This window comes from Streptomyces mangrovi, from assembly GCF_900114215.1.
GTDB classification, from domain to species: domain Bacteria; phylum Actinomycetota; class Actinomycetes; order Streptomycetales; family Streptomycetaceae; genus Streptomyces; species Streptomyces barkulensis.
Map to the genome: position 1 here is coordinate 535,752 of NZ_FOSG01000001.1, position 23,032 is coordinate 558,783.

The 23,032-nt window shown below is 71.5% G+C and carries 30 protein-coding genes and 1 pseudogene; 23 read left to right on the plus strand and 8 right to left on the minus strand.

Annotated features, from left to right (window positions below; all coding sequences use genetic code 11):
* Positions 1–9 precede the first annotated feature (9 nt).
* The 3 genes from BM237_RS02345 to BM237_RS02355 form a co-directional block, all read right to left on the minus strand.
* The gene (locus tag BM237_RS02345) at positions 10–981 is read right to left on the minus strand and encodes a S1C family serine protease (RefSeq protein WP_093847162.1); all 972 of its coding nucleotides are present in this window, start codon (positions 979–981) and stop codon (positions 10–12) included.
* A gap of 124 nt (positions 982–1,105) precedes the next feature.
* Positions 1,106–2,131, minus strand: a complete 1,026-nt coding sequence (locus BM237_RS02350) for a LacI family DNA-binding transcriptional regulator (RefSeq protein ID WP_093847164.1) — start codon at positions 2,129–2,131, stop codon at positions 1,106–1,108.
* Between the two features lie 24 nt (positions 2,132–2,155).
* Complete coding sequence (locus tag BM237_RS02355; protein ID WP_245793356.1) at positions 2,156–2,980, minus strand: response regulator transcription factor; 825 nt, start codon at positions 2,978–2,980, stop codon at positions 2,156–2,158.
* Between the two features lie 128 nt (positions 2,981–3,108).
* On the opposite strand from BM237_RS02355, the gene BM237_RS02360 reads away from it, so the two are divergent.
* The 7 genes from BM237_RS02360 to BM237_RS02390 all read left to right on the plus strand — a co-directional run bounded on the left by BM237_RS02360 (position 3,109) and on the right by BM237_RS02390 (position 8,157).
* On the plus strand, positions 3,109–4,122 hold the full coding sequence (locus BM237_RS02360; protein ID WP_093847166.1) for an alpha/beta hydrolase: 1,014 nt from the start codon (positions 3,109–3,111) through the stop codon (positions 4,120–4,122).
* Between the two features lie 12 nt (positions 4,123–4,134).
* On the plus strand, positions 4,135–4,401 hold the full coding sequence (locus tag BM237_RS02365) for a MoaD/ThiS family protein (RefSeq protein ID WP_093847167.1): 267 nt from the start codon (positions 4,135–4,137) through the stop codon (positions 4,399–4,401).
* Entirely contained in the window at positions 4,398–5,534 is a 1,137-nt protein-coding gene (locus BM237_RS29650; protein ID WP_245793357.1) for a hypothetical protein, read from the plus strand. The genes BM237_RS02365 and BM237_RS29650 overlap by 4 nt, the downstream gene beginning before the upstream one ends.
* 264 nt (positions 5,535–5,798) lie before the next feature.
* Positions 5,799–6,485 (plus strand): LmeA family phospholipid-binding protein, encoded by a 687-nt coding sequence (locus tag BM237_RS02375; protein WP_093847169.1) that lies wholly within the window; start codon positions 5,799–5,801, stop codon positions 6,483–6,485.
* Positions 6,486–6,718: 233 nt separating this feature from the next.
* Positions 6,719–6,802: a putative leader peptide gene (locus BM237_RS30465; protein WP_369126573.1), complete on the plus strand. Its 84-nt coding sequence runs from the start codon at positions 6,719–6,721 to the stop codon at positions 6,800–6,802.
* A gap of 167 nt (positions 6,803–6,969) precedes the next feature.
* Positions 6,970–7,815, plus strand: coding sequence for a sulfurtransferase (locus BM237_RS02385; RefSeq protein WP_093847171.1), 846 nt, complete (start codon positions 6,970–6,972; stop codon positions 7,813–7,815).
* A gap of 54 nt (positions 7,816–7,869) precedes the next feature.
* Positions 7,870–8,157 (plus strand): DUF1416 domain-containing protein, encoded by a 288-nt coding sequence (locus tag BM237_RS02390; protein ID WP_093847173.1) that lies wholly within the window; start codon positions 7,870–7,872, stop codon positions 8,155–8,157.
* 131 nt (positions 8,158–8,288) lie between these two features.
* Here BM237_RS02390 and BM237_RS02395 read toward each other — a convergent pair whose 3' ends face one another.
* Positions 8,289–8,651, minus strand: a complete 363-nt coding sequence (locus BM237_RS02395) for a DsrE family protein (RefSeq protein WP_093847175.1) — start codon at positions 8,649–8,651, stop codon at positions 8,289–8,291.
* Between the two features lie 270 nt (positions 8,652–8,921).
* Between BM237_RS02395 and BM237_RS02400 the strand changes: the two genes are divergently transcribed.
* The 11 genes from BM237_RS02400 (at position 8,922) to BM237_RS02455 (ending at position 18,619) form a co-directional block, all read left to right on the plus strand.
* Positions 8,922–9,686 carry a hypothetical protein gene (locus BM237_RS02400; protein ID WP_175540853.1) on the plus strand — a complete coding sequence of 255 codons (765 nt, stop codon included), beginning with the start codon at positions 8,922–8,924 and terminating at the stop codon, positions 9,684–9,686.
* The gene (locus BM237_RS02405; RefSeq protein WP_093847177.1) at positions 9,683–10,585 is read left to right on the plus strand and encodes a hypothetical protein; all 903 of its coding nucleotides are present in this window, start codon (positions 9,683–9,685) and stop codon (positions 10,583–10,585) included. The genes BM237_RS02400 and BM237_RS02405 overlap by 4 nt, the downstream gene beginning before the upstream one ends.
* Complete coding sequence (locus BM237_RS02410; RefSeq protein ID WP_175540854.1) at positions 10,582–11,556, plus strand: hypothetical protein; 975 nt, start codon at positions 10,582–10,584, stop codon at positions 11,554–11,556. Before BM237_RS02405 ends, BM237_RS02410 begins: the two co-directional genes overlap by 4 nt.
* A gap of 330 nt (positions 11,557–11,886) precedes the next feature.
* Positions 11,887–12,456: a heme-binding beta-barrel domain-containing protein gene (locus tag BM237_RS02420; RefSeq protein WP_093847181.1), complete on the plus strand. Its 570-nt coding sequence runs from the start codon at positions 11,887–11,889 to the stop codon at positions 12,454–12,456.
* A gap of 553 nt (positions 12,457–13,009) precedes the next feature.
* Positions 13,010–13,654, plus strand: a complete 645-nt coding sequence (locus BM237_RS02425) for a hypothetical protein (protein ID WP_093847183.1) — start codon at positions 13,010–13,012, stop codon at positions 13,652–13,654.
* Between the two features lie 16 nt (positions 13,655–13,670).
* Entirely contained in the window at positions 13,671–15,353 is a 1,683-nt protein-coding gene (locus BM237_RS02430; protein WP_093847184.1) for an N-6 DNA methylase, read from the plus strand.
* Complete coding sequence (locus tag BM237_RS02435) at positions 15,350–15,979, plus strand: restriction endonuclease subunit S (RefSeq protein WP_093847186.1); 630 nt, start codon at positions 15,350–15,352, stop codon at positions 15,977–15,979. The genes BM237_RS02430 and BM237_RS02435 overlap by 4 nt, the downstream gene beginning before the upstream one ends.
* Before the next feature lie 45 nt (positions 15,980–16,024).
* Positions 16,025–16,528, plus strand: a complete 504-nt coding sequence (locus tag BM237_RS02440; protein ID WP_093847188.1) for a Fur family transcriptional regulator — start codon at positions 16,025–16,027, stop codon at positions 16,526–16,528.
* 9 nt (positions 16,529–16,537) lie between these two features.
* Complete coding sequence (ygfZ, locus tag BM237_RS02445) at positions 16,538–17,509, plus strand: CAF17-like 4Fe-4S cluster assembly/insertion protein YgfZ (RefSeq protein ID WP_093847190.1); 972 nt, start codon at positions 16,538–16,540, stop codon at positions 17,507–17,509.
* 85 nt (positions 17,510–17,594) lie between these two features.
* Positions 17,595–17,816, plus strand: coding sequence for a hypothetical protein (locus BM237_RS02450; protein ID WP_093847417.1), 222 nt, complete (start codon positions 17,595–17,597; stop codon positions 17,814–17,816).
* 542 nt (positions 17,817–18,358) lie between these two features.
* Positions 18,359–18,619, plus strand: coding sequence for a type II toxin-antitoxin system Phd/YefM family antitoxin (locus BM237_RS02455; protein ID WP_093847419.1), 261 nt, complete (start codon positions 18,359–18,361; stop codon positions 18,617–18,619).
* A gap of 67 nt (positions 18,620–18,686) precedes the next feature.
* Here the strand turns inward: BM237_RS02455 and BM237_RS30470 are convergent.
* Positions 18,687–18,758, minus strand: a pseudogene (locus BM237_RS30470) (DUF397 domain-containing protein); the annotation flags it as partial.
* Positions 18,759–18,972: 214 nt separating this feature from the next.
* Positions 18,973–19,374 carry a hypothetical protein gene (locus tag BM237_RS28640; RefSeq protein WP_093847192.1) on the minus strand — a complete coding sequence of 134 codons (402 nt, stop codon included), beginning with the start codon at positions 19,372–19,374 and terminating at the stop codon, positions 18,973–18,975.
* A 285-nt stretch (positions 19,375–19,659) separates the two neighbouring features.
* Between BM237_RS28640 and BM237_RS29130 the strand changes: the two genes are divergently transcribed.
* Positions 19,660–19,803, plus strand: a complete 144-nt coding sequence (locus BM237_RS29130) for a hypothetical protein (protein WP_175540856.1) — start codon at positions 19,660–19,662, stop codon at positions 19,801–19,803.
* A gap of 184 nt (positions 19,804–19,987) precedes the next feature.
* Complete coding sequence (locus BM237_RS28925; RefSeq protein ID WP_139238053.1) at positions 19,988–20,272, plus strand: hypothetical protein; 285 nt, start codon at positions 19,988–19,990, stop codon at positions 20,270–20,272.
* 58 nt (positions 20,273–20,330) lie between these two features.
* Here the strand turns inward: BM237_RS28925 and BM237_RS02470 are convergent, their stop codons facing one another.
* On the minus strand, positions 20,331–20,546 hold the full coding sequence (locus BM237_RS02470; protein ID WP_093847194.1) for a DUF397 domain-containing protein: 216 nt from the start codon (positions 20,544–20,546) through the stop codon (positions 20,331–20,333).
* Complete coding sequence (locus tag BM237_RS02475) at positions 20,543–21,373, minus strand: helix-turn-helix domain-containing protein (protein ID WP_093847196.1); 831 nt, start codon at positions 21,371–21,373, stop codon at positions 20,543–20,545. The genes BM237_RS02470 and BM237_RS02475 overlap by 4 nt, the downstream gene beginning before the upstream one ends.
* Positions 21,374–21,547: 174 nt before the next feature.
* Between BM237_RS02475 and BM237_RS02480 the strand changes: the two genes are divergently transcribed.
* The 3 genes from BM237_RS02480 (at position 21,548) to BM237_RS02490 (ending at position 23,016) form a co-directional block, all read left to right on the plus strand.
* On the plus strand, positions 21,548–21,775 hold the full coding sequence (locus tag BM237_RS02480) for a hypothetical protein (RefSeq protein WP_093847420.1): 228 nt from the start codon (positions 21,548–21,550) through the stop codon (positions 21,773–21,775).
* On the plus strand, positions 21,772–22,146 hold the full coding sequence (locus tag BM237_RS02485) for a hypothetical protein (RefSeq protein ID WP_245793358.1): 375 nt from the start codon (positions 21,772–21,774) through the stop codon (positions 22,144–22,146). The genes BM237_RS02480 and BM237_RS02485 overlap by 4 nt, the downstream gene beginning before the upstream one ends.
* Before the next feature lie 186 nt (positions 22,147–22,332).
* Positions 22,333–23,016, plus strand: coding sequence for a S1 family peptidase (locus tag BM237_RS02490; RefSeq protein ID WP_093847198.1), 684 nt, complete (start codon positions 22,333–22,335; stop codon positions 23,014–23,016).
* The last annotated feature ends 16 nt before the right edge of the window (positions 23,017–23,032 follow it).

Sequence of the window (23,032 nt, forward strand, 5' to 3'; positions counted from 1 at the left end):
GCACCCGCCTCATCCGCCGGCGCGCAGGTCGTCGAGGATCTCCTCGACGTCATCGACGGGTACGGCGAAGCCCAGGCCGACGCTGCCCGCCTCGGCGGCGGTGGAGGCGTTGCTGTGGATGGCGGAGTTGATGCCGACGACGCGGCCGTTCATGTCGACCAGCGGGCCGCCGGAGTTGCCGGGGTTGAGTGAGGCGTCGGTCTGGATGGCCTCGTAGGTGGTGGTCTCGGGGCCCAGCTCGCCGTTGTACCGGCCGCCGTCGAACTCGAAGGGCCAGGACCGGTCGTCCCTGGGCCGGCCGTCCTCCCCCGTCCGCTCCACGGTGACCTCGCGGCCCTTGGCGGAGACGATGCCGCTGGTGACCGTGCCCGACAGGCCCTGGGGCGAGCCGAAGGCGACGACGCGGTCGCCGACGCGGACGGCGCCGGAGTCGCCGAGCTCGGCGGGGGTGAGGTCGCCGGCGTCCTCGACCCGGATCAGCGCCATGTCGAGGTCGGGCTCGGTGCCGACGATCTCGGCGCGGGCGGTTCGGCCGTCGAAGAAGGTGACCTCGATCTCGGTGGCGCCGGAGACGACGTGGTTGTTGGTGAGGATCTCGCCGCTCTCGGAGATCACCACGCCGGATCCGGTGGCGGAGCCGGAGCGGGAGGAGGCGCCGATCTCCACGACGCTCGGGGTGACGGCCTTGACGACCTCGGCGACGCCGGTGCCGGTGTCGGCGGCGTTGGTGCCGAGGACGGAGGAGGTGGCGGCGGGCGCGGCGCCGCCCCCGAACGTGCCGGTGGCCAGGGTCGCCGTACCGCCGCCGACCGCGGCGGCCACGATCGCCACGGCCGCCAGCAGTCCGGCGGGGCGGCGCGCCCGCCGCCGGGCGTGCGCGCCGGGGGCGGGCTCGGGGGCGGATTCGGGGACGGGGCCGGGGACGGAGGGCTCGTACGGCGGGCGGGGCGGATACGCGCGGTTCGTCTCGTGGTCGCTCATGCACACAACCGTGCGCGCCCGGAATGAGAACTTCATGAGGGCGGGCTGAAAGCCGGGGAAGAACCGTCCCCGGTGTCCCCGGGAGCCCGGGCCGGAGCCCGCCCGGCCCCGGTTTCCGGCCCTGTCAGCCGCCGCAGCCGCAGGAGCGGCGCACCACCAGCCCCGAGGGGAACTGGCGCACGCGCTCGCGCCGCGAGCCCGTCGTGCGCACCCCGTCGTCCAGCACCAGGTCGACCGCCGCGCGGGCCATCGCCTCGCGGTCCGAGCCCACCGTGGTCAGCGGCGGGTCGGTCAGCGCCGCCTCCTTGACGTCGTCGAACCCGGCCACCGCCAGCTCGCCGGGCACGTCGATGCCCAGTTCGCGGGCGGCGCGCAGCACGCCGATGGCCTGGTCGTCGGTGGCGCACACCAGCGCGGGCGGGCGGTCGGGGCCGGCCAGCAGGTCCAGGGCGACGCGGTAGGTGTCGTAGCGGTTGTAGGGGGCCTGGAAGAGGCGGCCGTCGGTGGAGCGGTCGGCCTCCTTCATGGCCCGGCGCCAGCCCTCGACGTGGTCGGTGACCGGGTCGCCGTAGGCGGGGGTGGACTCCACGCCGCCCAGGCAGGCCACGTAGTCGTGGCCGTGCTCCAGCAGGTGCCGGGTGACCATCTGGGCGCCGCCGACGTCGTCGAGGACGACGGCCACGTCGTCGATCGCCTCGGGCCGCCGGTGCAGCAGCACCACGCGCGCGTCCCACGCCTCTATCTCGGCGGCGGCGCGCTCGCTGGGGCCCTGGCTGATCAGGATCAGGCCCGAGACGCGCATGCCGAGGAAGGCCCGCAGATAGTGCACCTCGCGCTCGTCGAGGTAGTCGGAGTTGCCGACGAGCACCATCTTCCCGCGGTCGGCGGCGGCCTGTTCGACCGCGTGCGCCATCTCCGCGAAGAACGGCTGCCGGGCGTCGGGGACGATCAGCCCTATCAGGTCGGTGCGCCGGGACGCCATCGCCTGCGCGACCCGGTCCGGCCGGTATCCCAGCTCCTTGATCGCGGCGAGCACGCGCTCGCGGGTCGCCGGCGCGACCGGCCGGGGCCCATCGTTTATCACATAACTGACGACCGCGGTCGACGTACCCGCCAGTCTCGCCACATCGTCCCGCGTCACCTTCGCCACAGCGGGAAGTCTACGCGCGCCGACTCAGTTCCCTCCCCGGCGAGCGGCGGTCTTCCGCCCGCCGCCGGCCGCCTCCCCGCCGACGCCGTTCGCCGCGTCCTGCGCCATCCTCTCGGCGGCGTCCACGGTCGCCCTCGCATCCTTGCGCGCCTTGCGCTCCTCGGGGGTCGGCTCCTTCTTCTCCGGCAGCACGAAGCGGTAGCCGACGTTGCGCACGGTCCCGATCAGCGACTCGTGCTCCGGGCCGAGCTTGGCCCGCAGCCGCCGTACGTGGACGTCGACGGTCCGGGTGCCGCCGAAGTAGTCGTAGCCCCACACCTCCTGGAGGAGCTGCGCCCTGGTGAACACCCGGCCGGGGTGCTGCGCCAGGTACTTCAGCAGCTCGAACTCCTTGAAGGTCAGGTCCAGCACGCGTCCCTTGAGCTTGGCGCTGTAGGTGGCCTCGTCCACCGACAGGTCGCCGGTGCGGATCTCCGCGGGGCCGTCCTCGCCGGAGATCTGCCGCCGCCCGGTGGCCAGCCGCAGCCGGGCCTCGACCTCGGCCGGGCCAGCGGTGTCCAGCAGGACGTCGTCGACGCCCCACTCGGCGGTGACGGCCGCGAGGCCGCCCTCGGTGACCACCAGGATCAGCGGGCAGCCCGGCCCCGTGGAGCGCAGCAGCTGGCACAGGGAGCGCACCTGCGGCAGGTCGCGGCGGCCGTCGATCAGGACGGCGTCGGCGCCGGGGGTGTCCACCAGCGCCGGGCCCTCGGCCGGGGCCACACGGACGTTGTGCAGCAGCAGGCCGAGCGCGGGCAGGACTTCGGTGGAGGGCTGGAGGGCGTTGGTCAGCAGGAGTAGCGAGCTCATGACGTCGAGTCCTTCCCCGGCCCCGTGGTGGGGCGTGTGGCGGCACTGCTTCGTACTGCGCTCCGAAAGCACGAAAGGACCCGGGGGCGGCGCTGCCCGGATCCTTCTCGTCATCGACAATATCCCACATGAGCGAGGATGCGGAGGGGTCGGAGGGGCTTTCCCGTGGCGTTCCGGTCACAGAGAGTCCCGACGGCGCGGAGTGGCGGGCGCCTTCGCGCACGCTCCTGCGGGCACGGCTGCGGACCGACGACGGAGTGGGCATAGACGCCTGCCACCAGCCACGCGAAGGGGATCTCGGCGGCCGGGGCGAGGGCGTGGGGCAGGCCGCGGGGCGGGGCCCGGCGATCGTCGTCGCGCACGGCTTCACCGGTTCGCTGGAGCGGCCCGCGGTGCGACGAGTGTCACAGGTGTTCGCCCGGCATGCGGACGTGATCACGTTCTCCTTCCGCGGACACGGCCGCTCCGGCGGGCGCTCCACGGTCGGCGACCGGGAGGTGCTCGACCTCGCCGCGGCGGTGCGCTGGGCGCGTTCGCTGGGGCACTCGACGGTGGCGACGGCCGGTTTCTCGATGGGTGGCTCTGTGGTGCTGCGGCACGCGGCGCTCCACCGGGCGGAGCCGGCCGGGGCGGCGGGCGGTGCCGGGCCGGGCGGCGGGGCCGGTGCCGGTGACGCTGCGCACAGGATGCACCGGGGGCGCACAGATGCACACACCGATGCGGTCGTCGCCGTGAGCGCCCCCGCCCGCTGGTACTACCGGGGCACCCCGGCCATGCGGCGGGTCCACTGGGCGATCCAGCACCCCGCCGGCCGCCTGGTCTCCCGCTACGGGCTGCGCACCCGCATCCACCACCGGGACTGGGACCCGGTACCGCTGTCGCCGGTGGAGGCCGCACCGCTGATCGCCCCGACCCCGCTGCTGGTGGTGCACGGCGACCGGGACGCCTACTTCCCGCTGGACCACCCGTACTCGCTGGCGGAGGCCGCCGACCCGGCGGCCACGGAACTGTGGATCGAGCGCGGCTTCGGACACGCCGAGAACGCCGCGCCCCCGGAACTGCTGGAGCGGATCGCCACCTGGGCGACGGCGCGGACCGGGCGGGCGCCGCGCCATCATGGTGACGGCACGACGGACGGCTGAGAGGGACACACCATGCCGAGCGGCATGATCCGCTACTGGGCCGCGGCCAAGGCCGCCGCCGGGATCACCGAGGAGAGATATGAGGCCCACACGCTGGCCGAGGCGCTGGCCGAGGCGCGCCGGCGGCACGCCGGCCGGCCGGACTTCGACCGGGTACTGGGCCTGTGCTCCTTCCTGGTGGACGGTGATCCGGTCGGCAAGCGCGACCACCATCTCGTCCGACTGACCGAGGGCGGCACCGTCGAGGTGCTTCCCCCCTTCGCGGGAGGCTCCCGATGACCGACCAGCAGTACCCGCCCGGGCAGCCGTACGGCTCGCGACCCGGCCCCTACGGCCACGGCCAGGGCTACGGCCACGGCCCTTCGGGCCCCACGGGCCCCGCGTACGGCGGGTACGACGCGTACGGCGGGCACGGCGGGCAGGAGGCGTACGGGGAGTACGGCGGGCAGGACCGGTACGGCCGGTACCAGCAGCACGGTCAGAACCAGCAGTACGACCAGTACGGCCGGCACGACCAGTACGCCGCCCCGGACCAGGCCCCGTACGGTGCCCCCGGCGTCCCCGCGCCGCCCCACCACCCCGGCCCCGGGCCCCTGCCGCCGGAACAGGGCGCCACCCACACCGCCGCCCCCACCGCCACCGCTCCCGCCGCCACGGCCGGCTCCGCCGCCGGCGCCCCGCGGCGCACCGGCAGCCCGATCATCGCGCCGGGCCTGACGCCCGCCGCCCTCACCGCCCTCCTGGCCGTACTGCTCGCGGCCACCGCCCAGGTCTCCCGCCCGGTGTCGGCCGTCGCCGTGGTGCTGCTCCAGGCGGTCACGGCCGCGGGCTGGTTCCGGCTCAACGGCATGTGGCCCGCACGGCAGGGCATCGCCCTGGCGTTCCTGGCGGGCGTCACCGCGGACATCGCCCTGCTGGCGCTCGGCACCGAGCACGCCTCGGCCGTCGTCATCGGCACGCTCGGGGCGTGGGTGCTGTTCGTCCTCGTCCTCCAGCTGCGCAACCACTCCTCGCCCGACGAGCGCCTGTACGCCCTGACGGCCGGGGTCACCTCCACCGCCCTCACGGTGCTCGCCACCGGCCATCTGGCCGCCGAGCCCGACGCGGTGACGGTCGGTGCGCTCGCCGTGGCGGCCGCCGCGCTCGCCCGGGCGCTGCCGCTGCCGCAGGCGGTCTCCGTGGTCGTCTCGCTGTCGGCCGCCGCGGGCGCGGGTGTCGCGGCCGGGCAGTTCACCACCCTGGGCGGTTCCGGCGCGGTGCTGGGACTGGCGGCCGGGGTGTGCGCACTGATCGGGCTGCGGGTGGCGAGCTACGACTTCCCCTCCCGCTTCGTCCACATGACAGCCGGCGTGGCACTGCCGCTGACCGCCGCCGTGCCGGCGGTCTACCTGCTCGGCAGGGCGCTCGCATAGAGGCGCGGGGCGGGCGTCGGGCGCCGGGCGGGGCGTGGGGCGGGGCGCCCCGGGCCCGACCGCTGCGCGGACCCGTGGTACGGACCTGTCGTGGGACACCACGGGTTAGGCTCGCCGGAACCCGATCGGCTTCCGTCGGCGTCGATCAAATCGATCAGTCCGATCAGCTCAATCCGTTCCGCTCAGTCCGTTCCGCTCAGTCCGATCAGCGCGACCAGTCCGACCGACCCGACCGCACCCGGCCACTCTGGGGGGACCACCACGATGCGCGCACTCAAAGCCCTGCTGGGACTTCTCGTCCTCTTCGGCGGCCTGTTCGTCGGCGCCGACCGGCTGGCGGTGAACTTCGCCGAGGACGAGGTCGCCGAGAAGGTCCAAAGTTCCAGGGGGCTGGACGAGCGGCCCGCCGTGGAGATCAACGGCTTCCCCTTCCTGACCCAGGTCGTGGGCAAGGAACTGGAGTCGGTGGACGCCACGATGAACGGGCTGACGGTCCAGGTCGGCGGGCGCGACGTGGACGTGACCGAGGTGGAGGTGCACCTCAGTGACGTGCGGCTGGAGAACAACTTCTCCTCCGCCGTCGCCGACCGGGCCACCGGCAGTGCGCGGATCAGCTACCGGGATCTGACCGAGGCGGGCGCGAAGGGCGCCTCCCTCGCCTACGCCGGTGCGGAGCGGGCCGCGAAGAACCAGGTGAGGCTGGACGTGAACCTCACCCTCGTGGAGCTCACCCTGCACAGCTCGCTGAAGGTGGAGAACGGCGACACCGTCGCGCTGCACGCCGAGGACCTCCCCGACCTGCCCGTGGCCGAGGACATGGTGCGGGCGCAGATAGACCGCAAGCTGGAGATCACCGGCCTCCCCAGGGGGCTGAAGCTGGAGAGGGCGGAGGTGGACGAGAAGGGCGTCGTGCTGCACCTGAGCGGCTCGAACGTGGACCTGGCCGGCTGACGCCGGGTCCGTCGACATCCGCCCGTCCCGCTCGGCGCACCGCTCGCACACCACCCGGCCCGTCCACTCTCCGAGACGCCCGCGTCCGCTTCCCAGAAACCGCCTCCCGAAGATCCGCGCATCCGTTCGGTGGGGCGCTTCCCCCCTCCCGTCGTCTCGCATCGCGGGCATTCGCTTCTCACCATCTGGAACTACGGTGACACGCCCGCCCCTCCGTCCCTACGATCGCCCTCATGAAGCGACAGGCGGATCTCACGAAGCGACGGGCAGTCGATCTTTGCCGTGTCGCCGCCATGCTCTGTCGCGCCGTCGTCTGACGGCCGGCTCTCGGCGCCCTTCGCAGCCCGGACCGCAGCCGCACACCACCCCGCTGTCCCCGCCACCGCGGCGTACAGCCCCGTGCGCGCCCGCCGGCGCCCCGCGCCGCCGCACGCACGTCCACCGCACCGCACACCCCGCAGTACCTGCCCTCCGGAGGAGAGACATGAGCCGCAGTGACGTCCTGGTCGACGCCGACTGGGTCGAGGCCCACATCGACGACCCCAAGGTGGTCATCGTCGAGGTGGACGAGGACACCTCGGCCTACGACAAGAACCACATCAGGAACGCCGTCCGGATCGACTGGAGGACCGACCTCCAGGACCCGGTCCGCCGCGACTTCGTCGACCAGGCCGGCTTCGAGAAGCTGCTGTCCGAGAAGGGCATCGCGAACGACGACACCGTCGTCCTCTACGGAGGCAACAACAACTGGTTCGCCTCCTACGCCTACTGGTACTTCAAGCTCTACGGCCACCAGGACGTCAAGCTCCTCGACGGCGGCCGCAAGAAGTGGGAGCTGGACGCCCGCGAGCTGGTCTCCGAGGTGCCCACCCGCGCGAAGACCGAGTACAGGGCCAAGGAGCAGGACGAGTCGATCCGCGCCTTCCGCGACGACGTCGTCGAGGCCATCGGCAAGCTGAACCTGGTGGACGTCCGCTCCCCCGACGAGTTCAGCGGCAAGCTGCTCGCCCCGGCCCACCTGCCGCAGGAGCAGTCGCAGCGCCCGGGCCACGTCCCGACCGCCAGCAACATCCCGTGGTCGAAGTCGGCCAACGACGACGGCACCTTCAAGTCCGACGAGGAGCTGAAGGAGCTGTACCAGGAGGCGGGTGTGGACCTGTCCAAGGACACCATCGCCTACTGCCGCATCGGCGAGCGCTCCGCCCACACCTGGTTCGTCCTGCACGAGCTGCTGGGCCAGGAGAACGTCAAGAACTACGACGGCTCGTGGACCGAGTACGGCTCGCTGGTCGGCGTGCCGATCGAGCTCGGCGACGGCAAGAGCGCCTGAGCCACCTCCCCCCTCCACACTCAACTCCTCGTTCCGGAAGGAAGAGCACCCGACATGTGCGGAGCACAGGCAGGCGGCCCCGACGCCTCCTCCATCAAGCCCGGTGAGACGACGATCCAGGGCCAGGTGACCCGCGACGGCGAGCCCGTCACCGGGTACGTCCGGCTGCTGGACGGCACCGGCGAGTTCACGGCCGAGGTCCCCACCTCCGCCACCGGCCAGTTCCGCTTCTACGCCGCCGAGGGCACCTGGACCGTGCGCGCCCTGGTGCCGGGCGGCACCGCGGACCGCACCGTCGTCGCCCAGCAGGGCGGCCTGGTGGAGGTTCCCATCGCGGTGTGACCGTGACCGCGTGACGGCCGCGTGACGGGCCGTATGACGCACTCAGGCCGTGCCCCGGGGGTTGGACACCTTGTGCGGGGCACGGCCTTCGTCCTGCCCGGACGGGCGCCGGACGCACGCCGGACGGGCGCTCAGTAGACGAGGGCCTGCACGCCCTCACCCGTGATCTCGCTGACGAACACCTGGGCCCCGGCGATGCGGACGCCCTCGATCACGTCCTTCTCCTCGATCCCGCGCCGCGCCGCGCACTGGGTGCACAGGGTGATCCGCCCGCCCGCCAGGACGCCGTCGAGCAGATCGGGCAGCGGCGCGGAGTGCGGCAGCTCGAACTCCGCCGCCCGGCCCGGCAGCGCGAACCACGCCGACTCCCCGGTCAGCCAGAGCGACACCTCCACCCCGCTGGCCACGGCCACCGCCGCCACCGTGAAGGCCTGCGAGCACCGCTCGGGCGCGTCCGCCCCGGCCGTCACCTTGATCACGAGCTTCTTCGACACAGCTGCCATGCGGATCACGGTAACCCGTGGTGCGTACCGCAATCCGATCGTGACCGGCACGGGCACAACCTTCTCCCCCGCGATCTTGTCAGCGAACCGACAAACGTGTGAGGAGATTTCATGTCCACGCCCCCGCCGACACCGGCGGAACCTCCCGAGCCCGCAGCCGGGCCCGACCCGGCACCCGAGCCCGCGCAGGCCCTCCCGGCCGGCCCCCCGCCCCCGCTTCCGCCGGAGGCACCCCTCGCGGCACAGACCGTGGCACAGACCGTGGCACAGACCGCGCCACCGGCCCGGGAGCGGCCGCGCCGCCGCCGCGGCCGTACGGCCCTGCTGCTGGCCTGCGCCGCCCTGCTCGGCGCCGTCGGCGGCCTCGCGGGCGGCTACACCGTCCAGGCCGACCGCGCGCCCACCCCGCTGCCCCCGCTGTCCCAGGCGAAGCTGTCGTACCCGCAGAAGCCGCTGCCCGAGGACGAGGCGCCCGAGCCGCTGACCGCCGAGGAGGACCGGCGGGTGCGCACGGACGGCGATCTGCGCAAGCTGCTCCTGGACCGGCCCAAGGGCACCCGCGAGCTCGAGCTGAGTCCGGACATCGACGGCTGGCTCTCGCCGTCCGCCTACGCCCGGGAGTTCGAGAACCCCGGGTACATGTTCACCTACCTGACCGGCGGAGACCTGCGCCGCGTCGCGAGCACCGGCTGGGAGCAGGGCAGGTACCGGACGGTGAGCGTCAGCCTCGTGCAGTTCCGCGAGGAGAAGAACCGGTTCGCCCTCGAGTACGCCCAGGGCCAGCAGGACTACATGTCCTACGAAGACCACGCGGGCAACGACGGCACCGCGCTGGAGGGGTCGGGCAACGGCCGCTACTACGTCTTCGACGAACCCCACCGCGAGTCCGGCTACCTCCCGATGTACCGGGCCCGGGCCATCGCCCAGCGCGGCGACATCATGATGGACATCTGGATCTACGACACCAAGCCGATCGCCAAGCGCGACATCAGGTCCCTGGCCGAGCGGCAGCTGGAGCGGCTGTGAGCGACCAGGAGAACCGGAACGGCACCGACGGCGCCCCTGACCGGCCCCCGGCCGGGCCGCCGGCCGCACCCACCCCCGTCCCGGCCCCGGAGGCCGCCCCGGAGGCGCCCCCCGTCCCGGCCCCGGACGGGCCACCGACCACCGGAACGGGCGGGACGGGCCGGCTCCGCCGCGTCCTCGTCCCCCTGCTGTCCGCCGCCCTGGTGCTCGGCGCGGCCGGCGGCGGGCTGGCCTACACCAAGGCCACCGTGGACGCCGCCGACGTCTCGGCCCCCACGAAGATCTGGGAGAAGCCCGCGAAGGCCCCCTCCGAGGACGATCCGGCACCGGACCCCAGGGAGGGCCGCACCGACGGCGAGCTGCGCAGGAAGCTGCTGCCGGTCCCCGAGGACTTCCGGCTCGGCCCGGACATCTCCGAGTTCGGCAACGACACCGAACTCAGCGGCAGGCAGGCCCAGGCCCTGCTGCGCCAGAGCGGCAAGGACCTGCCGAGCAGGGAGCGCCGCAGGCACCGCGAGTTCGTGGAGAAGCTGCGCGTCCAGGGCATCGTGATGCGTACGTACGCCTCGTACGACGACGAGTTCACGGCCGAGATCCAGATCTCGCGCATGAAGAACGAGAAGGGCGTCAAGGACCTGAGCGGCTTCCAGTCCGGGCTGGTCGACGCCCTGTCGGTCTTCCGTGACGGCCCGAGGATCAAGGGCCACAAGAACGCGCGGTGCTTCCTGCCGCCCAAGGACGGCGACTCCGAACTGGAGACGATGTTCTGCACCGCCTACCAGGACGAGTACCTGATCTCGTTCCAGGCCGACGGCGTCAAGCCCTTCCGCGGGAAGGACGCCGCCGAACTGCTGAAGGACCAGCTCGACCACCTGGTGTCCCCCGGGGAGTACGTATGACCGAGCCCACCACAGACCGGCCGGAGCCGGCCGCGCCCGCCGTCCCGCCGCAGACGGAGCAGAGCACCGGGGCGGCGGAGACTTCGGCGCAGGCCGCGCGGGCGGCCGCCGTGCCTCCCCAGCCGTCCGCTCCCCCCGCCCCCGTCCCGGCCGTGCCCTTTTCCCCCGTGCCGCCGAAGCGCCGCCGCCCGTCGGCCCGCGTCCTGCGGGCCGTCGGCCGCTGGACGGCCGCCGTGACGGTCTTCGGCGTGTTCTGCGCGGGCACCGCCTACGGCATCACGCGGCTGGAACGCCACGAGGTGCCGGGCCTGGCCACCGAGAGCGACGGGCGCTGGGAGTACCCGCGGCTCACCCTGCCCGCCCTCCCCGCCGGCTCCCCGCGCCCCTTCGCGCAGGGCAACGAGGGGGAGATCCACCACGCCGACCTGCGCGAACTGCTGATCCCCCTGCCCGAGGGGGCCGAGGAGGACGAGAAGGCCGGGGAGGCCGGCGGGCTCCCCCCGTCGAAGGGCGACTGGGTCACGGTCGAGGAGTACACCGGCCTCTACGCGAAGGGCGAGCACGAGGAGCTGCGGCAGCGGCTGGCGGACGACGCCGTACGGCACATCGCCGCCCGCGGCTGGGTCATGCCGGACGGCACCCGCACCAGCGTCCATCTGCTGCGGTTCAACAGCGGAGCCGTCGCGGACGACTTCCACACCGATGCGGTGTACGGGGGCCTGGCCCCGGGACTGACGCTGGACCGGGCGCCGGGTTCGGAGCTGGACGAGAGCCGGCCGTCGAAGGCCGCCCCGGAGAACGTCGAGATCGAGGTGTACGACGAGCCCAGGCCCCGCGGCGGGACCCACACCCGCCACGCGTACCTGCTCGCCGGCGACACCGTGGCGCTGGTCGTCCAGACCCGTAAGGGGACGGCTCCCGCGGTGCCGTTCCGGCAGACGGTGATCCTCCAGGCCCAGCTCCTGGGCTGAGCCCCCGGAGCCCGCCGCGAACGGCCCCGTGGCGGGGCGGCGCACCTCACAGCAACGCCCCGCCACGGGCCGACTAGACTCGTCGGCGGGCCGCCCACCGGCCCGTACGTCCGTGCCGAGCCCCCGAGGAGCGCTCCCGTGCTTGAGGCATTCTTCACCGCCCTGCTGGTCCTGGTCTGTGTCGGCGTCCTGGCGTTCATGGGCCTGACCGTGAAGAAGCTCTACCAGGGCCAGCGCTGACCCGTTCCGTCCCATAACCTGGGCCACGCGTGCGGCCCGGGCCCGGGCCGCACCCGACCACACGCCCTCGACAGATCGTCTGAGCACCCCATGATCGAGATTCCGTCCGACCTGCACCCGGACCTCGTCCCCCTCGCGTTCCTCCTGGGCGACTGGGCGGGCGCGGGTGTCGCGGACTTCCCGGACCGCGAGCAGTGCAACTTCGGCCAGGAGGTCACCTTCTCCCACGACGGCCGGGACTTCCTGGAGTACGTCTCGCGGACCTGGGAGCTGGACGACAAGGGCGAGAAGGTCCGCCCGCTGGAGAGCGAGAGCGGCTACTGGAAGATCGACGCGGAGCGCCGGGTCGAGGCCGTCATGGCCCGCGACCGGGGCATCGTCGAGGTCTGGCACGGCGAGATGGCCGAGCAGAAGCCGCAGATCGACCTGGTCACGGACGCCTTCGCCCGCCTGTCCTCGGCCGGCGAGTACTCCGGCGGCAAGCGGCTGTACGGCTACGTCAAGGGCGACCTGATGTGGGTCGGCGAGCTGGCCACCCCCGACCCGGAGCGCCCGCTGCGCCCGTACATGTCGGCGCACCTGAAGAAGGTCGTCGACCCCAGCGAGTGGGCCAAGGACCTCAAGGACCTCCCGGACGACGGGATCGCCTTCTTCAAGTAGGCCGCTTCCCCACTCACAGGCAGGCCGCTTCTCCGGGCAGGCCCGGACGACGCCGGAACCGCCGCCCAGTCGCGCGAGCGCGCTCGCACAGGGTTAACAGTTTCCATGACTTCATACCCTCGTGGTGGTCACTTCACCGACCACCACGAGGGTTTCTTCTTCCCAGGAGCGACACTTTCACCCTTTTCATCCCGCAGCATTGGGCCCACTGGGCTGCGGAACGAGCAGAGAGTCGCGCCTCCCGTCAATCCGCAGAGGGTTAACAAAACAAAGAGCATGGAAGTGCTCTTTGACATCCCTCTGCCCTGTCACTAGCTTCTCCTCCAACGCCTCGGCTCGCCGTCCCGCGGCGGAGCGGCTCCGCGTACATGTCCGGGGAAACCCGGAAAACGGCGGAACCCCCGGTCATCAGCAGTGACCGGGGGTTCCGAAAGCCGTGCCCCTGGCGGCTTGCTTGCAGAGGCGGACCAGGGGCTTTCACCACCACGCTACCACGACCATCCGATAACGCACCGGGCTGCGGGAAGCAGCCCTCACCTCCGGGGGGAGCACCATGGCCGAGGAACTGCCCGACTGGATGCTGCACGCCTTCTCCGAGCCCCGTCTGAACCGCTACCTGCGGGCAACTGGGGGAGACGCCGCCGCGGCAACACGGCTCTACTGGTGGAACGTGGAGGCATCCGCCGCCCTCTACGGCCCTCTGCACTGCCTTGAGGTGACCCTGCGCAACGCTCTGCACGACCGGATCGGGCAGCGGTACGGGGCGGACTGGTGGGACGCCTTCCCCCTCAACGGAAACGGCCGGCGTCTGGTCGCCAGAGCACGGCGCAAGTGCGAGGAGCGCGGTATGCGGTCCGTGCCCGCGGACAGCGTGGTCGCCGAACTGTCCTTCGGCTTCTGGGCCTCGCTTCTCAGCCGTGGCTACGACCGCCGCCTGTGGGTGCCCATCCTGCACCGTGCCTTCCCGCACTACTCCGGCAGGCGTGGAGTCCTCTACGACAGTCTCTGGTCGCTGGTGCTGCTCCGGAACCGGGTCATGCACCACGAGCCCGTCCACCACCGTGACCTGGCCGCCGATCACGCCAAGATCTACCGTCTGCTGGGCTACATGAGTCCCGAACTCGTGAAGGAGATCCAGGCACTCGACCGCTTTCCCTCCGTGCTCGCCCGCCGCAACGGGCCGGATTCACGCTTCTGACCAGAGGGAGTCGTCCGTGGAAGACCTCACCGGCAGGCTCGTTTCCCGGGCCGAGATCGCCCGGCTCGCCGGAGTGCGCCGCCCCGCTGTCAGCAACTGGGAGCGGCGTCATCCCGACACGTTCCCCGGACCCGTTTCGGCCGGGGAGAGCGGCACGGAACTCTTCCGTGCGGCGGAGGTCGCCAACTGGTTGGACCGTCGCGTCATCCCGGTGAACGCGCGTGGGAAGGACGAGCCCGCCGGTATGACATACGGGGATCGTTTCCGCGCCGGCTCGGGAGCGAGTACCGTCGCGTCTTCGAGGGCTGTGGACGCCGCACCACTGCTGCGCGTCGTCGAGCGGCTCGCGAGCGACGACACCCTCCTGCCACGCGGAAGCGTGCCACTGCCCGATCGCGCCGAGATGCTGCTGGCTCTGATCTACCTGTGCGGTTCTCAACCCCGGATGTGGAGCTCACTGAGGAAGCTCGCCGACCACACGGCGCACGGTCCGGAAACCGCCGGCCTCCGGCAGGTGATCGCGGGCGGTCTTCCGACCGGGCTCTCCCCTTCCACCGTGCAGTCCTGGCAGGGCAGGGAACAGGCCCTGGCAGATGCGGTCCGCCTGATCGACGCGCATGCCGCGGAGGACCGGGGTCAGTATGTGCGCGCCTTCGATCTCCTGGTGAGGAAATATGCCGAGGAGTGGGCCGGGCGGGCGGGAAGCGAGCTCTTCACCCCCGTGTCCGTGGCACGTACCGCCGCCGCCCTCGTGACACCCACTGTCGACGCGACCGAAGCGCACGACCCGTTCTGCCGTGCGGGCGAGATGCTGACGGCCGTCGTCGACACCTGGACCGCCACCGGCTCCGCGGCCTCCATCCGGGTCAGCGGAGCCGGTCTGCCCGAGTTCTCCCTCCGACTCGCGAGGCTGGGGCTGGGCCTGCGCGGACACTCCTCGGCCGAAATGAAGCCGGGTACCACTGCTCCGTCCGCGCTCACGGCTCCGCTCGGGCGCAAGGTCGACCTCCTTCTGGCCAATCCTCCGTTCAATGTCCGCGGCGCCGGCTCCGCACCCCGGCAGGGCCACTGGCAGTACGGGCCGCCCCCTTCCCACAACGCGAACTTCGACTGGCTGCAGTACGCCGTGGACCTGCTCTCTCCTGGTGGACGAGCATGTCTGGTCATGGCCAACATCGCGGCCACCTCGGCCAACAGGAGAGAGCGGACGATCCGGTCCGCCATGGTGGAGGACGGCGCCGTGGAGTGCCTGGTCTCGCTTCCCCCGGGGCTCTTCTTCTCCACCGGCATCCCAGTGACGCTGTGGATCCTGAGGGCGCCGAGGGGAAGGTGCGACGAGATCCTCTTCATCGACGCCCGCGCTCTGGGGGAGATGCTCTCGCGCAGCGTCCGGCACCTGCCGGACCACGAGGTCGCCGCCGTCGCCCGGGAGTACCACGCCTGGCGGGACGCACAGGCGACGGGTACGGCGTACCGGGGAAGGGCCGGGTTCAGCAGGTCGGCGAGCATCGGCGAGATACGCGGTAACGGCTACGCCCTCGCTCCCTCCCTGTACGTGTCCCCCGCTCCTGTGGAGGGGAGCGCGCCCGACCACCACGCCCGTATCGATCACCTGCGCGATGAGCTCGCCAAGTTGCACGAGGAAGCGGCGAGGATCGACGCGGCCGTCGAATCGATACTGCGGAGGCACAGCGCATGAGCCGACCGAACAGTCCACTGCCGCCGGGGTGGCGCGAGGTGCGTCTCGCGGAGGTCTGCGAGCTCCAGGGCGGGCCGTCCTGGGCCACCCTGCGCACCGGCCAGCACGACGGTGAGGGCGTTCCCCTGGTCAGGCCCCGGGACATCAGCGACCGGCGGATCACCCCGGACGGTGTCGGCAGGCTCCCGGAGGGAGCCGTTCCCGTCCAGTCCTCCCACCACCGTCTCAGGCCCGGAGACGTCCTCCTCGCCCGTTCGGGTGCCGTGGGGCGCACCGCCCTGGTCTCCGAGCAGCAGGCGGGCTGGCTGTTCAGCGGGCACCTGGTGAGGATCAGGCCGCTGGACGATGTCCTCCCCGACTTCCTGGTGGGCCACCTCTCGCGACCGGCCGTCGCCACCTACATCGCCAGGCACACCCGAGGGTCGACGATCCAGCACATCTCCCTCCGGGATCTGGGCGGCATCCCCGTCGCGCTGCCTCCCCTCCATACCCAGCGGGAGATCGGCGGACAGCTCGCCGCGCTGGACGAGAAGGTCCGGATCCACACGGAGATCGCCCGGACGACCGCCGAACTCCGCGAAACGCTGGGGGACCTGCTGTTCACCGGGCTCCTCGGCACTCGATAGCGCGATCCGGCCGGTATGCCCGGCGCCCCTCCTACACTGGCCACTGTGGTGAGCACCGACTGGCAGAGCGACCTACGCAGACGCGGATACCGGCTGACGCCGCAGCGCCAGCTCGTGCTGGAAGCCGTGGACAAGCTGGAGCACTCCACTCCGGACGACATCCTCGCCGAGGTGCGGCGTACGGCGGGGAGCGTGAACATCTCCACCGTCTACCGCACGCTGGAGCTGCTGGAGGAGCTGGGGCTGGTCAGCCACGCCCATCTGGGCCACGGCGCTCCCACGTACCACCTGGCGGACCGGCACGACCACATGCATCTGGTGTGCCGGGACTGCACCACGGTGATCGAGGCCGACATCGCGCTCGCCGCCGACTTCACCGGCAGGCTGCGGGAGGAGTTCGGTTTCGACACCGACATGAAGCACTTCGCGATCTTCGGCCGCTGCCGCGACTGCGCCGGGCGGGCCTCCGGGGGAAACGCGGTGGAGGACACCGAGGCGGAGGACACCGAGGGGGACGCGGACGAGAGCGCGGGCGGCTCCGGGTCGTAGGCTGGCCGCATGTCGTACAAGAGCCCCCTGCTGTCGCTGCCCGGCGCCGTACCCGCCGAGGCGCCGGACGAAGGCGTCGCCGCGCACTACGGCGACCTCTTCCGCGAGCAGCGCACGCTCGCCGACGGTGGCGGAATGGTGGACCTCTCGCACCGCGGTGTGGTCACCGTCACCGGCGAGGACCGTCTGAGCTGGCTCCACCTGCTGATCACCCAGCACGTCAGCGAGCTGGAGCCCGGCCGCGCCACCGAGGCGCTGATCCTCTCCGCCAACGGCCACATCGAGCACGCGCTCTATCTGGTGGACGACGGCGCCACGGTCTGGATGCACGTCGAGCCGGGCACCGAGAAGGCGCTGATCGCCTACCTGGAGAGCATGAAGTTCTTCTACCGGGTCGAGGTCGCCGACGCCACGGCCGAGTACGCCGTGGTGCACCTCCCGGCGGGCTCCATCGCCGAGGTGCCCGAGGGCGTGGCCGTCCGCGAGACGGCGTACGGGCGGGACCTGTTCCTGCCGCGCGGCGAGCTGGAGTCCTACGCCGCCTCCCTGGGCCCGGCGGTCGGCGTGCTGGCGCTGGAGGCGCTGCGCGTCGAGGCGCACCGGCCCCGGCTGGGGCTGGAGACCGACCACCGCACCATCCCGCACGAGCTGGGCTGGATCGGCACCGCCGTCCATCTGCAGAAGGGCTGCTACCGGGGCCAGGAGACCGTGGCGCGCGTCCACAACCTGGGGAAGCCGCCGCGCCGGCTGGTCTTCCTCCACCTGGACGGCAGCGAGGTGCACCTGCCCGGCCACGGCACGCCCGTGCGGCTGGCCAAGGACGGGGAGGAGGGGCGGCAGCTCGGCTTCGTCACCACCTCGGCCCGCCACCACGAGCTGGGCCCGATCGCCCTGGCCCTGGTGAAGCGGAACGTCCCGGTGGACGCGGAGCTGCTCGCGGGCGACACCGCGGCTGCCCAGGAGACCGTCGTCGAGCCGTGAGCGCACCCCGGCGGGAGGTGCGGACCGGGAAGTGGAAGCGGTACGCCGGGGCGCGAGCCGGACCGGCGGGTGCATACTGGCGTTAATGACAAAATCGGCCGTAGCCCGGCGTCACCTGCCCACCAGCCCCTTCAAAGCCCCTGTCGCACCGCCCGACAAGCACTTCGCCGAGGGAGAGCGGGTCACCCACGACACGTACGGCCTCGGCCGGATCGTCACCGTCGAGGAAGGCGTCGCGGTACTCGTCGACTTCGGGTCCAAGCAGGTGCGAATCCTCAGCCCGTACCTCAAGCTGAACGTTCTCTGAGGCCGCCGCGCACGGCCGCCGCACGGCGGCCGGCCGCCTCCCCCCACACCACGTTTCCGCCCCGAGAGGCAGATCTCCCCATCGACACCACCGAACTGTTCTCCGCTCCCGACCAGGCGCCCCCGACCCCCCAGGCGGCGTCCCGGCCTCCGGCCCGGAATCCCTTCCAGGCGCCGGACTTCGGAGACGTCCCGGACTACGACGAGGCGGAGGAGACCGGAGAGGCGCCGTTCGACGCCGACACCGCCCCTGCCGCCGACACGGCCGGTGCGTCCCGCGCCGCCAAGGGCGAGGGCCCGGGACGGGACGGCGGCGGCGGCAGGAAGCGGTCGTCGAACTCCTCGCGCCGCAGGCGCGACCGCTCCCGGCAGGTCAGGCGGGGCGCCCCCCGCCGCTGACAGTGGCCGCCACCCTGGCCTGTGAACTGTCCGGCGTACGCAGCATGTGAAAGGGCTGTCTCCGGCGGCTCGTGGAAGCCGTGGCCGGCCCCACATGGTAGTGAGTGGTGCCGTTTCCTGTACCACCCGAAGGGAGGGGTGACCGTGTCCATCACCGCCGGCGAGGCTCGCAGGAACCTGTTTCCGCTGATCGAGCAGGTCGACAACGACCGCGCTCCCGTGCACATCACATCCCGCAACGGGAACGCCGTACTGCGGCCGGAGGAGGACTTCGCCTCCTGGCAGGAGACGATCCACCTCCTGCGCTCGCTCGCGAACGCCCGGCGTCTGGCCGAGTCGATCGCGGAAGCCGAGGAAGGCCGGGTCTCGCCCCGTGAGCTGATCGAGGCCGACGACGCCGAGTGAAGATCGTGTGATCGTGGTCCAGGCCCGCTACCGCTACTGAGCTCGGGCGTGAAGGCCGGGGAGGTTTGCCGGCCACCTCGACGCAGGCTCCTCCGTCCTGGTTGCTGTGGCTGGACTTGCGCCACCGCGCGGCGGTCATCCCGTGCGGGGAGACGGCCACGGAGACTTCTCCGGTTCGGCGCCGACGTGGAGATGCTCACCCCACCCGGGGCCCGCGCGGAGCTGGCCCACGCTGCGACGGAGATCCGCTCGCTCTACGACGGCGCCTGACATCCGCCCGCCCGGAAAGCTGCCGTCAAGGTGTTATGTCTGCACCGGGAGCGGTACGGGACCATCAGTCCCTCCCCGAGGGCTCACTCGTCGGCGGACACGCAGTCCGTCTCGACGTACTCACGGATGTCGGTGACCGTCTCCTGTATGGCCTCGTCCTCGCTCTGGCCGTCGCTCGTCGCCATGGCAATCCACCCGGAGCCCAGCATCAGGTTCTTGGAGAAGACGAGGTGACGGGGGGTCGTCGCATTCTCCTTGTTGAACGCCTCCACCTTCGCCTGACCCTCGGCATCCGGCCGACCGTGGTCCGCCTTCCCCCGCCAGGACAGCTCCAGTACCTCCATCACCTCCTGGACGCATTCCTGCGCCACCGGATCGAGTGGCACCACCGGCTCCCGTGAGGTGGCGGCAGCGCTGGGAGTCGTCGTGGTGGCCGAGGCGGTATCGCGCTCGGGCTGCTCACCAGCACAGCCGACTGCGAGCACCAATACTCCTGCCGCAAAAAGAACTCTCCCCCGCACCGACCCTCCAGCTCCCTTGACGTGATCGCGATAAGTCTGCCTGACGGCCGACAAGGGCGCGAACGGGTTCTGCCGCGCCCCTTTGAGCTCACGTACGGTCGTACATGGAGGAACGACGCCCAGGCGTCCGGGGCGAGGACCGGGCCGTGCGAGGTCTTGCTGTCGCGCACGGGGACGGTACCGGGGCGTCATCAGCTCTGAAACCGTGAAGCAGGAACGGAGAGAACCGTGGTCCGGAAACGGGCATGGGTGACCGCCTTCTTGATGCTCGCTGCGGCTTCCCTGCTGCTGAGCCAGGCGACCGAAGGTTACGCGGCCCTCTGGTGGGCGGTTTCCATCGCCTTCCTTGCCGTGGCCTTCGTCATCGCCGTTCGCGCGAACAGCAGGACGTAAGGGCTTCGCCGCAACCGGTCTACAGTCTCGGTTTCGGTGGGCCGACTGGACCTTGGCGTCCGCCTTTCAGGCCAGAGGCGACCTGTTGTCCTGCTGGGATCGCCTCCCAGCAGGACAACAGGGCAGACGTATGGTCCCGTCGACACCTGGTGCCCTTGCTGGCCAAGCGGTCCACTCCGGATCAATGGAGGATCAGGCAATGGATCGATCAGCTCTGGACGCGCTCGCATCGAGCATGGTCAGTCGAGGCACCCCTGAACGCGAGCAGGCACTTCGAGAACTACGGAGCCGAGGAAACTCCCCGGTCGAGACCATCTACGTCATGTCCCGAGTGTTCGGAACCTTCCTGTCCGAGGCCAAGGCCGCCATCTACGAAAGCTCCGCGTGGAGTGACCAGCATGTTGGCTGGCAACGCCTGCACTCCGATCTCTCCCACAATCCAGGCAACTGCCCCTTCGAGGCCGTTTGACATCGGCATCTGATGAAGGTGCCGGTGGATACCAACCGACAGCACCCGCCGGTCCGGCTCAGCCGGCGAGCCGGTCGCCCTTGACGGCGGTGAGGAACGACGCCCAGGCGTCCGGGCCGAAGGCGAGGGCCGGGCCGTGCGGGGTCTTGCTGTCGCGCACGGGGACGGTGCCGGGGAGGTTGTCGGCAACCTCGACGCAGTCGCCTCCATTGAGGTTGCTGTAGCTGGACTTGCGCCACCGTGCGGCGGTTATCTCGTGCGGGGAGGTGGTCATGAATGCTCCTCCAGAAGTCGGAGTAGGAACTCCGCCGAGTCACGCGGGGACAGGGCGTGGTCGCGCAGCCGATCGTAGCCGACCTGGAGTTCTTCGACCCGGGCCGCTTCCTCGATCAGTTCCCCGCTGTAGGCGGTCTCCACCCAGGCGACGGTCCTGCCGTCCAGGAGTCGCAGGAACGCCGTGTCCGTGTGACTCAGTTCGCGCAGTCCGGCGCGAAACGGAAGCACTTGCAGTATCACGTTCCACAGTTCTGCCGTATCGACCAGATACTTCAACTGCTCGCGCCATACCGTGGCGTCCGGCAACGGGCGGCGCAGAACGGCCTCGTCGAGAATCGCTCTGAGCTGAGGTGCACCATCGCCCGTCAGAACATCTCTGCGGCTCATGCGCGCCTTCACCTGTTGCTCCAGTTCGTCACCTGGACGCAGGCCACCCAGTGTCAGCAGCTCACGGGCGTACGCCTCGGTCTGGAGCAGCCCCGGCACGACACCGGGTGAGTACTTCTGAATACTCACCGCCTCGCCCTCGAGTGCCATGAAGCGGCGGTACTTCTCGCGGAACTGAGTGGCGTCCCCGGCCGCCAGCTCCCACAGGGCCAGCAGCAGGCCCGGGGTGCCGTAGTACTGGTCGAGGGCCTGGGCGACGTCCGGGCTGCCGATGGTCTGGCCGCTCTCCAGCTTGCCGAACAGCGACCAGTCCCAGCCCAGTGCCTCGCCCAGTTTCCGCAGGCTGTCGCCGCGTTCGGTGCGCAGGGTGCGCAACTCCTCGGCGAACCGCCGGCGCGGCTCCTGACTGCGGCCCGTGACCACTCTTCTCGGCGGCATTCCGTCCCCCTCCGTGGAATGTGTGGAAGCGGCGCCGGGCGGCCGGGAAGGGCTTCCCGGCCACGGGTGTTCGCGCTCCACTCCGGTTCATGCTCGTAAAGCGAACGCGACCGACGGTAGTCGTGCTGTCGCTTCTCGCACAGGGATACGGCGGAGGGATCACACCATATGGTGATGGAAGGTTCGGATCAGGTTGGGGAGCAACGAATCGGGGAGGCGGAGGCGGCCCGTGACGCACTCGCCGAGGCGCTGCGGCGGGCGGGAATCCGGTTCCCGGCCGTGGACGTCCGCACCCCCGTGCGCGCGGACGGGGCGGCCGGTTACGCGATGGTGGTCCTCGGCGAGTGCTCCGCGCCGGTGGCGCGGGAGTTGGCGGCCGTCATCGAACGGGGTGCGGTGTGACGCCGCCTCCGTTCGCCCCGGCCGTCGAGCGCCCGTGGCGTGACGGGTGGCCGCTGCCGGCGCACACCGACGACGCCAACGGCTGGACCACGGGCGGCTGCTGGCTGTACTGCCGCCGTGAGGGCGTGCGCGTGCTGTGGATCGGTTCGGTGCGCACTCCCGGCGCGACGGGCGACGTGTACGCGTGCGGCCCGTGCATCGCGGAGCTGGACCACATGGTGCGCCTCCAGTCCCACTGCCGGGACGAGCCGCCGGACGGAACGGGCGGCACAGGCGGCGCTACGGGGACCGGTTCGTGCGGGCACCGGCGGATCGGGAGGCTCGGCGGCAAGGTCCGCTGCCGCGACTGCGGGCGGCAGATCTACCTCTGAGCCGCCCTCAAGGCTCCGAAAGCCCGGGCCATAACACCGTGCTATGGCCAAGTGGTAGTACCCAGCCCGTTCCGCTTACGGGAATCCTGGTGCCTCCCCCACAGGTCACACGCGAACCATCGCGTGTATCCGGAAGCGAGGCACCCCTTGCGAATAACCAGGCTCGTCCCCGCTCTGATCGCGGCCATGGCCGCCGTTCTCTCCCTCTTCGTGCTGGCCCCGGCCGCCTCCGCCAAGGAGGCGCCCGGCAGCGGCGGCCCGCAGCCGATCATCGGCGGCGGCTACGCGCAGAACGCGCCCTGGGCCGCGCGGCTGTTCTCCAACGGCCGTGAGACGTGCTCCGCGACGATCATCGCGCCGACATGGATCCTCACCGCCAAGCACTGCGTCAGCGGCGGCGGGCTGTCGTTCCGCATCGGCAGCCTCAACCAGCACAGCGGCGGCACCGTCGCCAACGGCACCCAGATCTACAACCACTCCTCCTCGGACCTGTCGCTGGTCCGCCTGGACCGCTCCGTCTCGGCGACCTACGCCCGCCTGGGGCAGCCGGGTTCGGTGCGGGTCAACCAGACCGTGCAGGTCTACGGCTGGGGCGCCACCTCCCGGTGCGGCTCCGAGGCCAACTGCCAGTCGCAGTACCTGAAGGTCGCGAACGTGATCGTGACCGGCGGCTGCCGTGACGCCTACTACGGTTCGGCGATCTGCGCCCGCCGCGGCGACGGCATCACCGCGGGCGGCGACTCCGGCGGCCCGATGATGGCGAACGGCGTCCAGGTCGGCGTCGCGTCCACCAGCGACCGGCAGACCACCACGGCCTACACCAACGTGACGGCCTACCGCTCCTGGATCCAGTCGATCGCGGGCGTCTGATCCCGCGCGGTCCGTT

What these genes read in the sequence shown, in the direction of transcription:
- BM237_RS02345 (WP_093847162.1), bottom strand. Translation starts at nt 981, where the DNA reads ATGAGCGACCACGAGACGAACCGCGCGTATCCGCCCCGCCCGCCGTAC.
- BM237_RS02355 (WP_245793356.1), bottom strand. Translation starts at nt 2,980, where the DNA reads ATGAGCTCGCTACTCCTGCTGACCAACGCCCTCCAGCCCTCCACCGAA.
- BM237_RS02360 (WP_093847166.1), top strand. Translation starts at nt 3,109, where the DNA reads ATGAGCGAGGATGCGGAGGGGTCGGAGGGGCTTTCCCGTGGCGTTCCG.
- BM237_RS02365 (WP_093847167.1), top strand. Translation starts at nt 4,135, where the DNA reads ATGCCGAGCGGCATGATCCGCTACTGGGCCGCGGCCAAGGCCGCCGCC.
- BM237_RS29650 (WP_245793357.1), top strand. Translation starts at nt 4,398, where the DNA reads ATGACCGACCAGCAGTACCCGCCCGGGCAGCCGTACGGCTCGCGACCC.
- BM237_RS02375 (WP_093847169.1), top strand. Translation starts at nt 5,799, where the DNA reads ATGCGCGCACTCAAAGCCCTGCTGGGACTTCTCGTCCTCTTCGGCGGC.
- BM237_RS30465 (WP_369126573.1), top strand. Translation starts at nt 6,719, where the DNA reads ATGAAGCGACAGGCGGATCTCACGAAGCGACGGGCAGTCGATCTTTGC.
- BM237_RS02385 (WP_093847171.1), top strand. Translation starts at nt 6,970, where the DNA reads ATGAGCCGCAGTGACGTCCTGGTCGACGCCGACTGGGTCGAGGCCCAC.
- BM237_RS02390 (WP_093847173.1), top strand. Translation starts at nt 7,870, where the DNA reads ATGTGCGGAGCACAGGCAGGCGGCCCCGACGCCTCCTCCATCAAGCCC.
- BM237_RS02410 (WP_175540854.1), top strand. Translation starts at nt 10,582, where the DNA reads ATGACCGAGCCCACCACAGACCGGCCGGAGCCGGCCGCGCCCGCCGTC.
- BM237_RS02420 (WP_093847181.1), top strand. Translation starts at nt 11,887, where the DNA reads ATGATCGAGATTCCGTCCGACCTGCACCCGGACCTCGTCCCCCTCGCG.
- BM237_RS02425 (WP_093847183.1), top strand. Translation starts at nt 13,010, where the DNA reads ATGGCCGAGGAACTGCCCGACTGGATGCTGCACGCCTTCTCCGAGCCC.
- BM237_RS02435 (WP_093847186.1), top strand. Translation starts at nt 15,350, where the DNA reads ATGAGCCGACCGAACAGTCCACTGCCGCCGGGGTGGCGCGAGGTGCGT.
- ygfZ (WP_093847190.1), top strand. Translation starts at nt 16,538, where the DNA reads ATGTCGTACAAGAGCCCCCTGCTGTCGCTGCCCGGCGCCGTACCCGCC.
- BM237_RS02450 (WP_093847417.1), top strand. Translation starts at nt 17,595, where the DNA reads ATGACAAAATCGGCCGTAGCCCGGCGTCACCTGCCCACCAGCCCCTTC.
- BM237_RS28925 (WP_139238053.1), top strand. Translation starts at nt 19,988, where the DNA reads ATGGAGGATCAGGCAATGGATCGATCAGCTCTGGACGCGCTCGCATCG.
- BM237_RS02470 (WP_093847194.1), bottom strand. Translation starts at nt 20,546, where the DNA reads ATGACCACCTCCCCGCACGAGATAACCGCCGCACGGTGGCGCAAGTCC.
- BM237_RS02475 (WP_093847196.1), bottom strand. Translation starts at nt 21,373, where the DNA reads ATGCCGCCGAGAAGAGTGGTCACGGGCCGCAGTCAGGAGCCGCGCCGG.
- BM237_RS02480 (WP_093847420.1), top strand. Translation starts at nt 21,548, where the DNA reads ATGGAAGGTTCGGATCAGGTTGGGGAGCAACGAATCGGGGAGGCGGAG.
- BM237_RS02490 (WP_093847198.1), top strand. Translation starts at nt 22,333, where the DNA reads ATGGCCGCCGTTCTCTCCCTCTTCGTGCTGGCCCCGGCCGCCTCCGCC.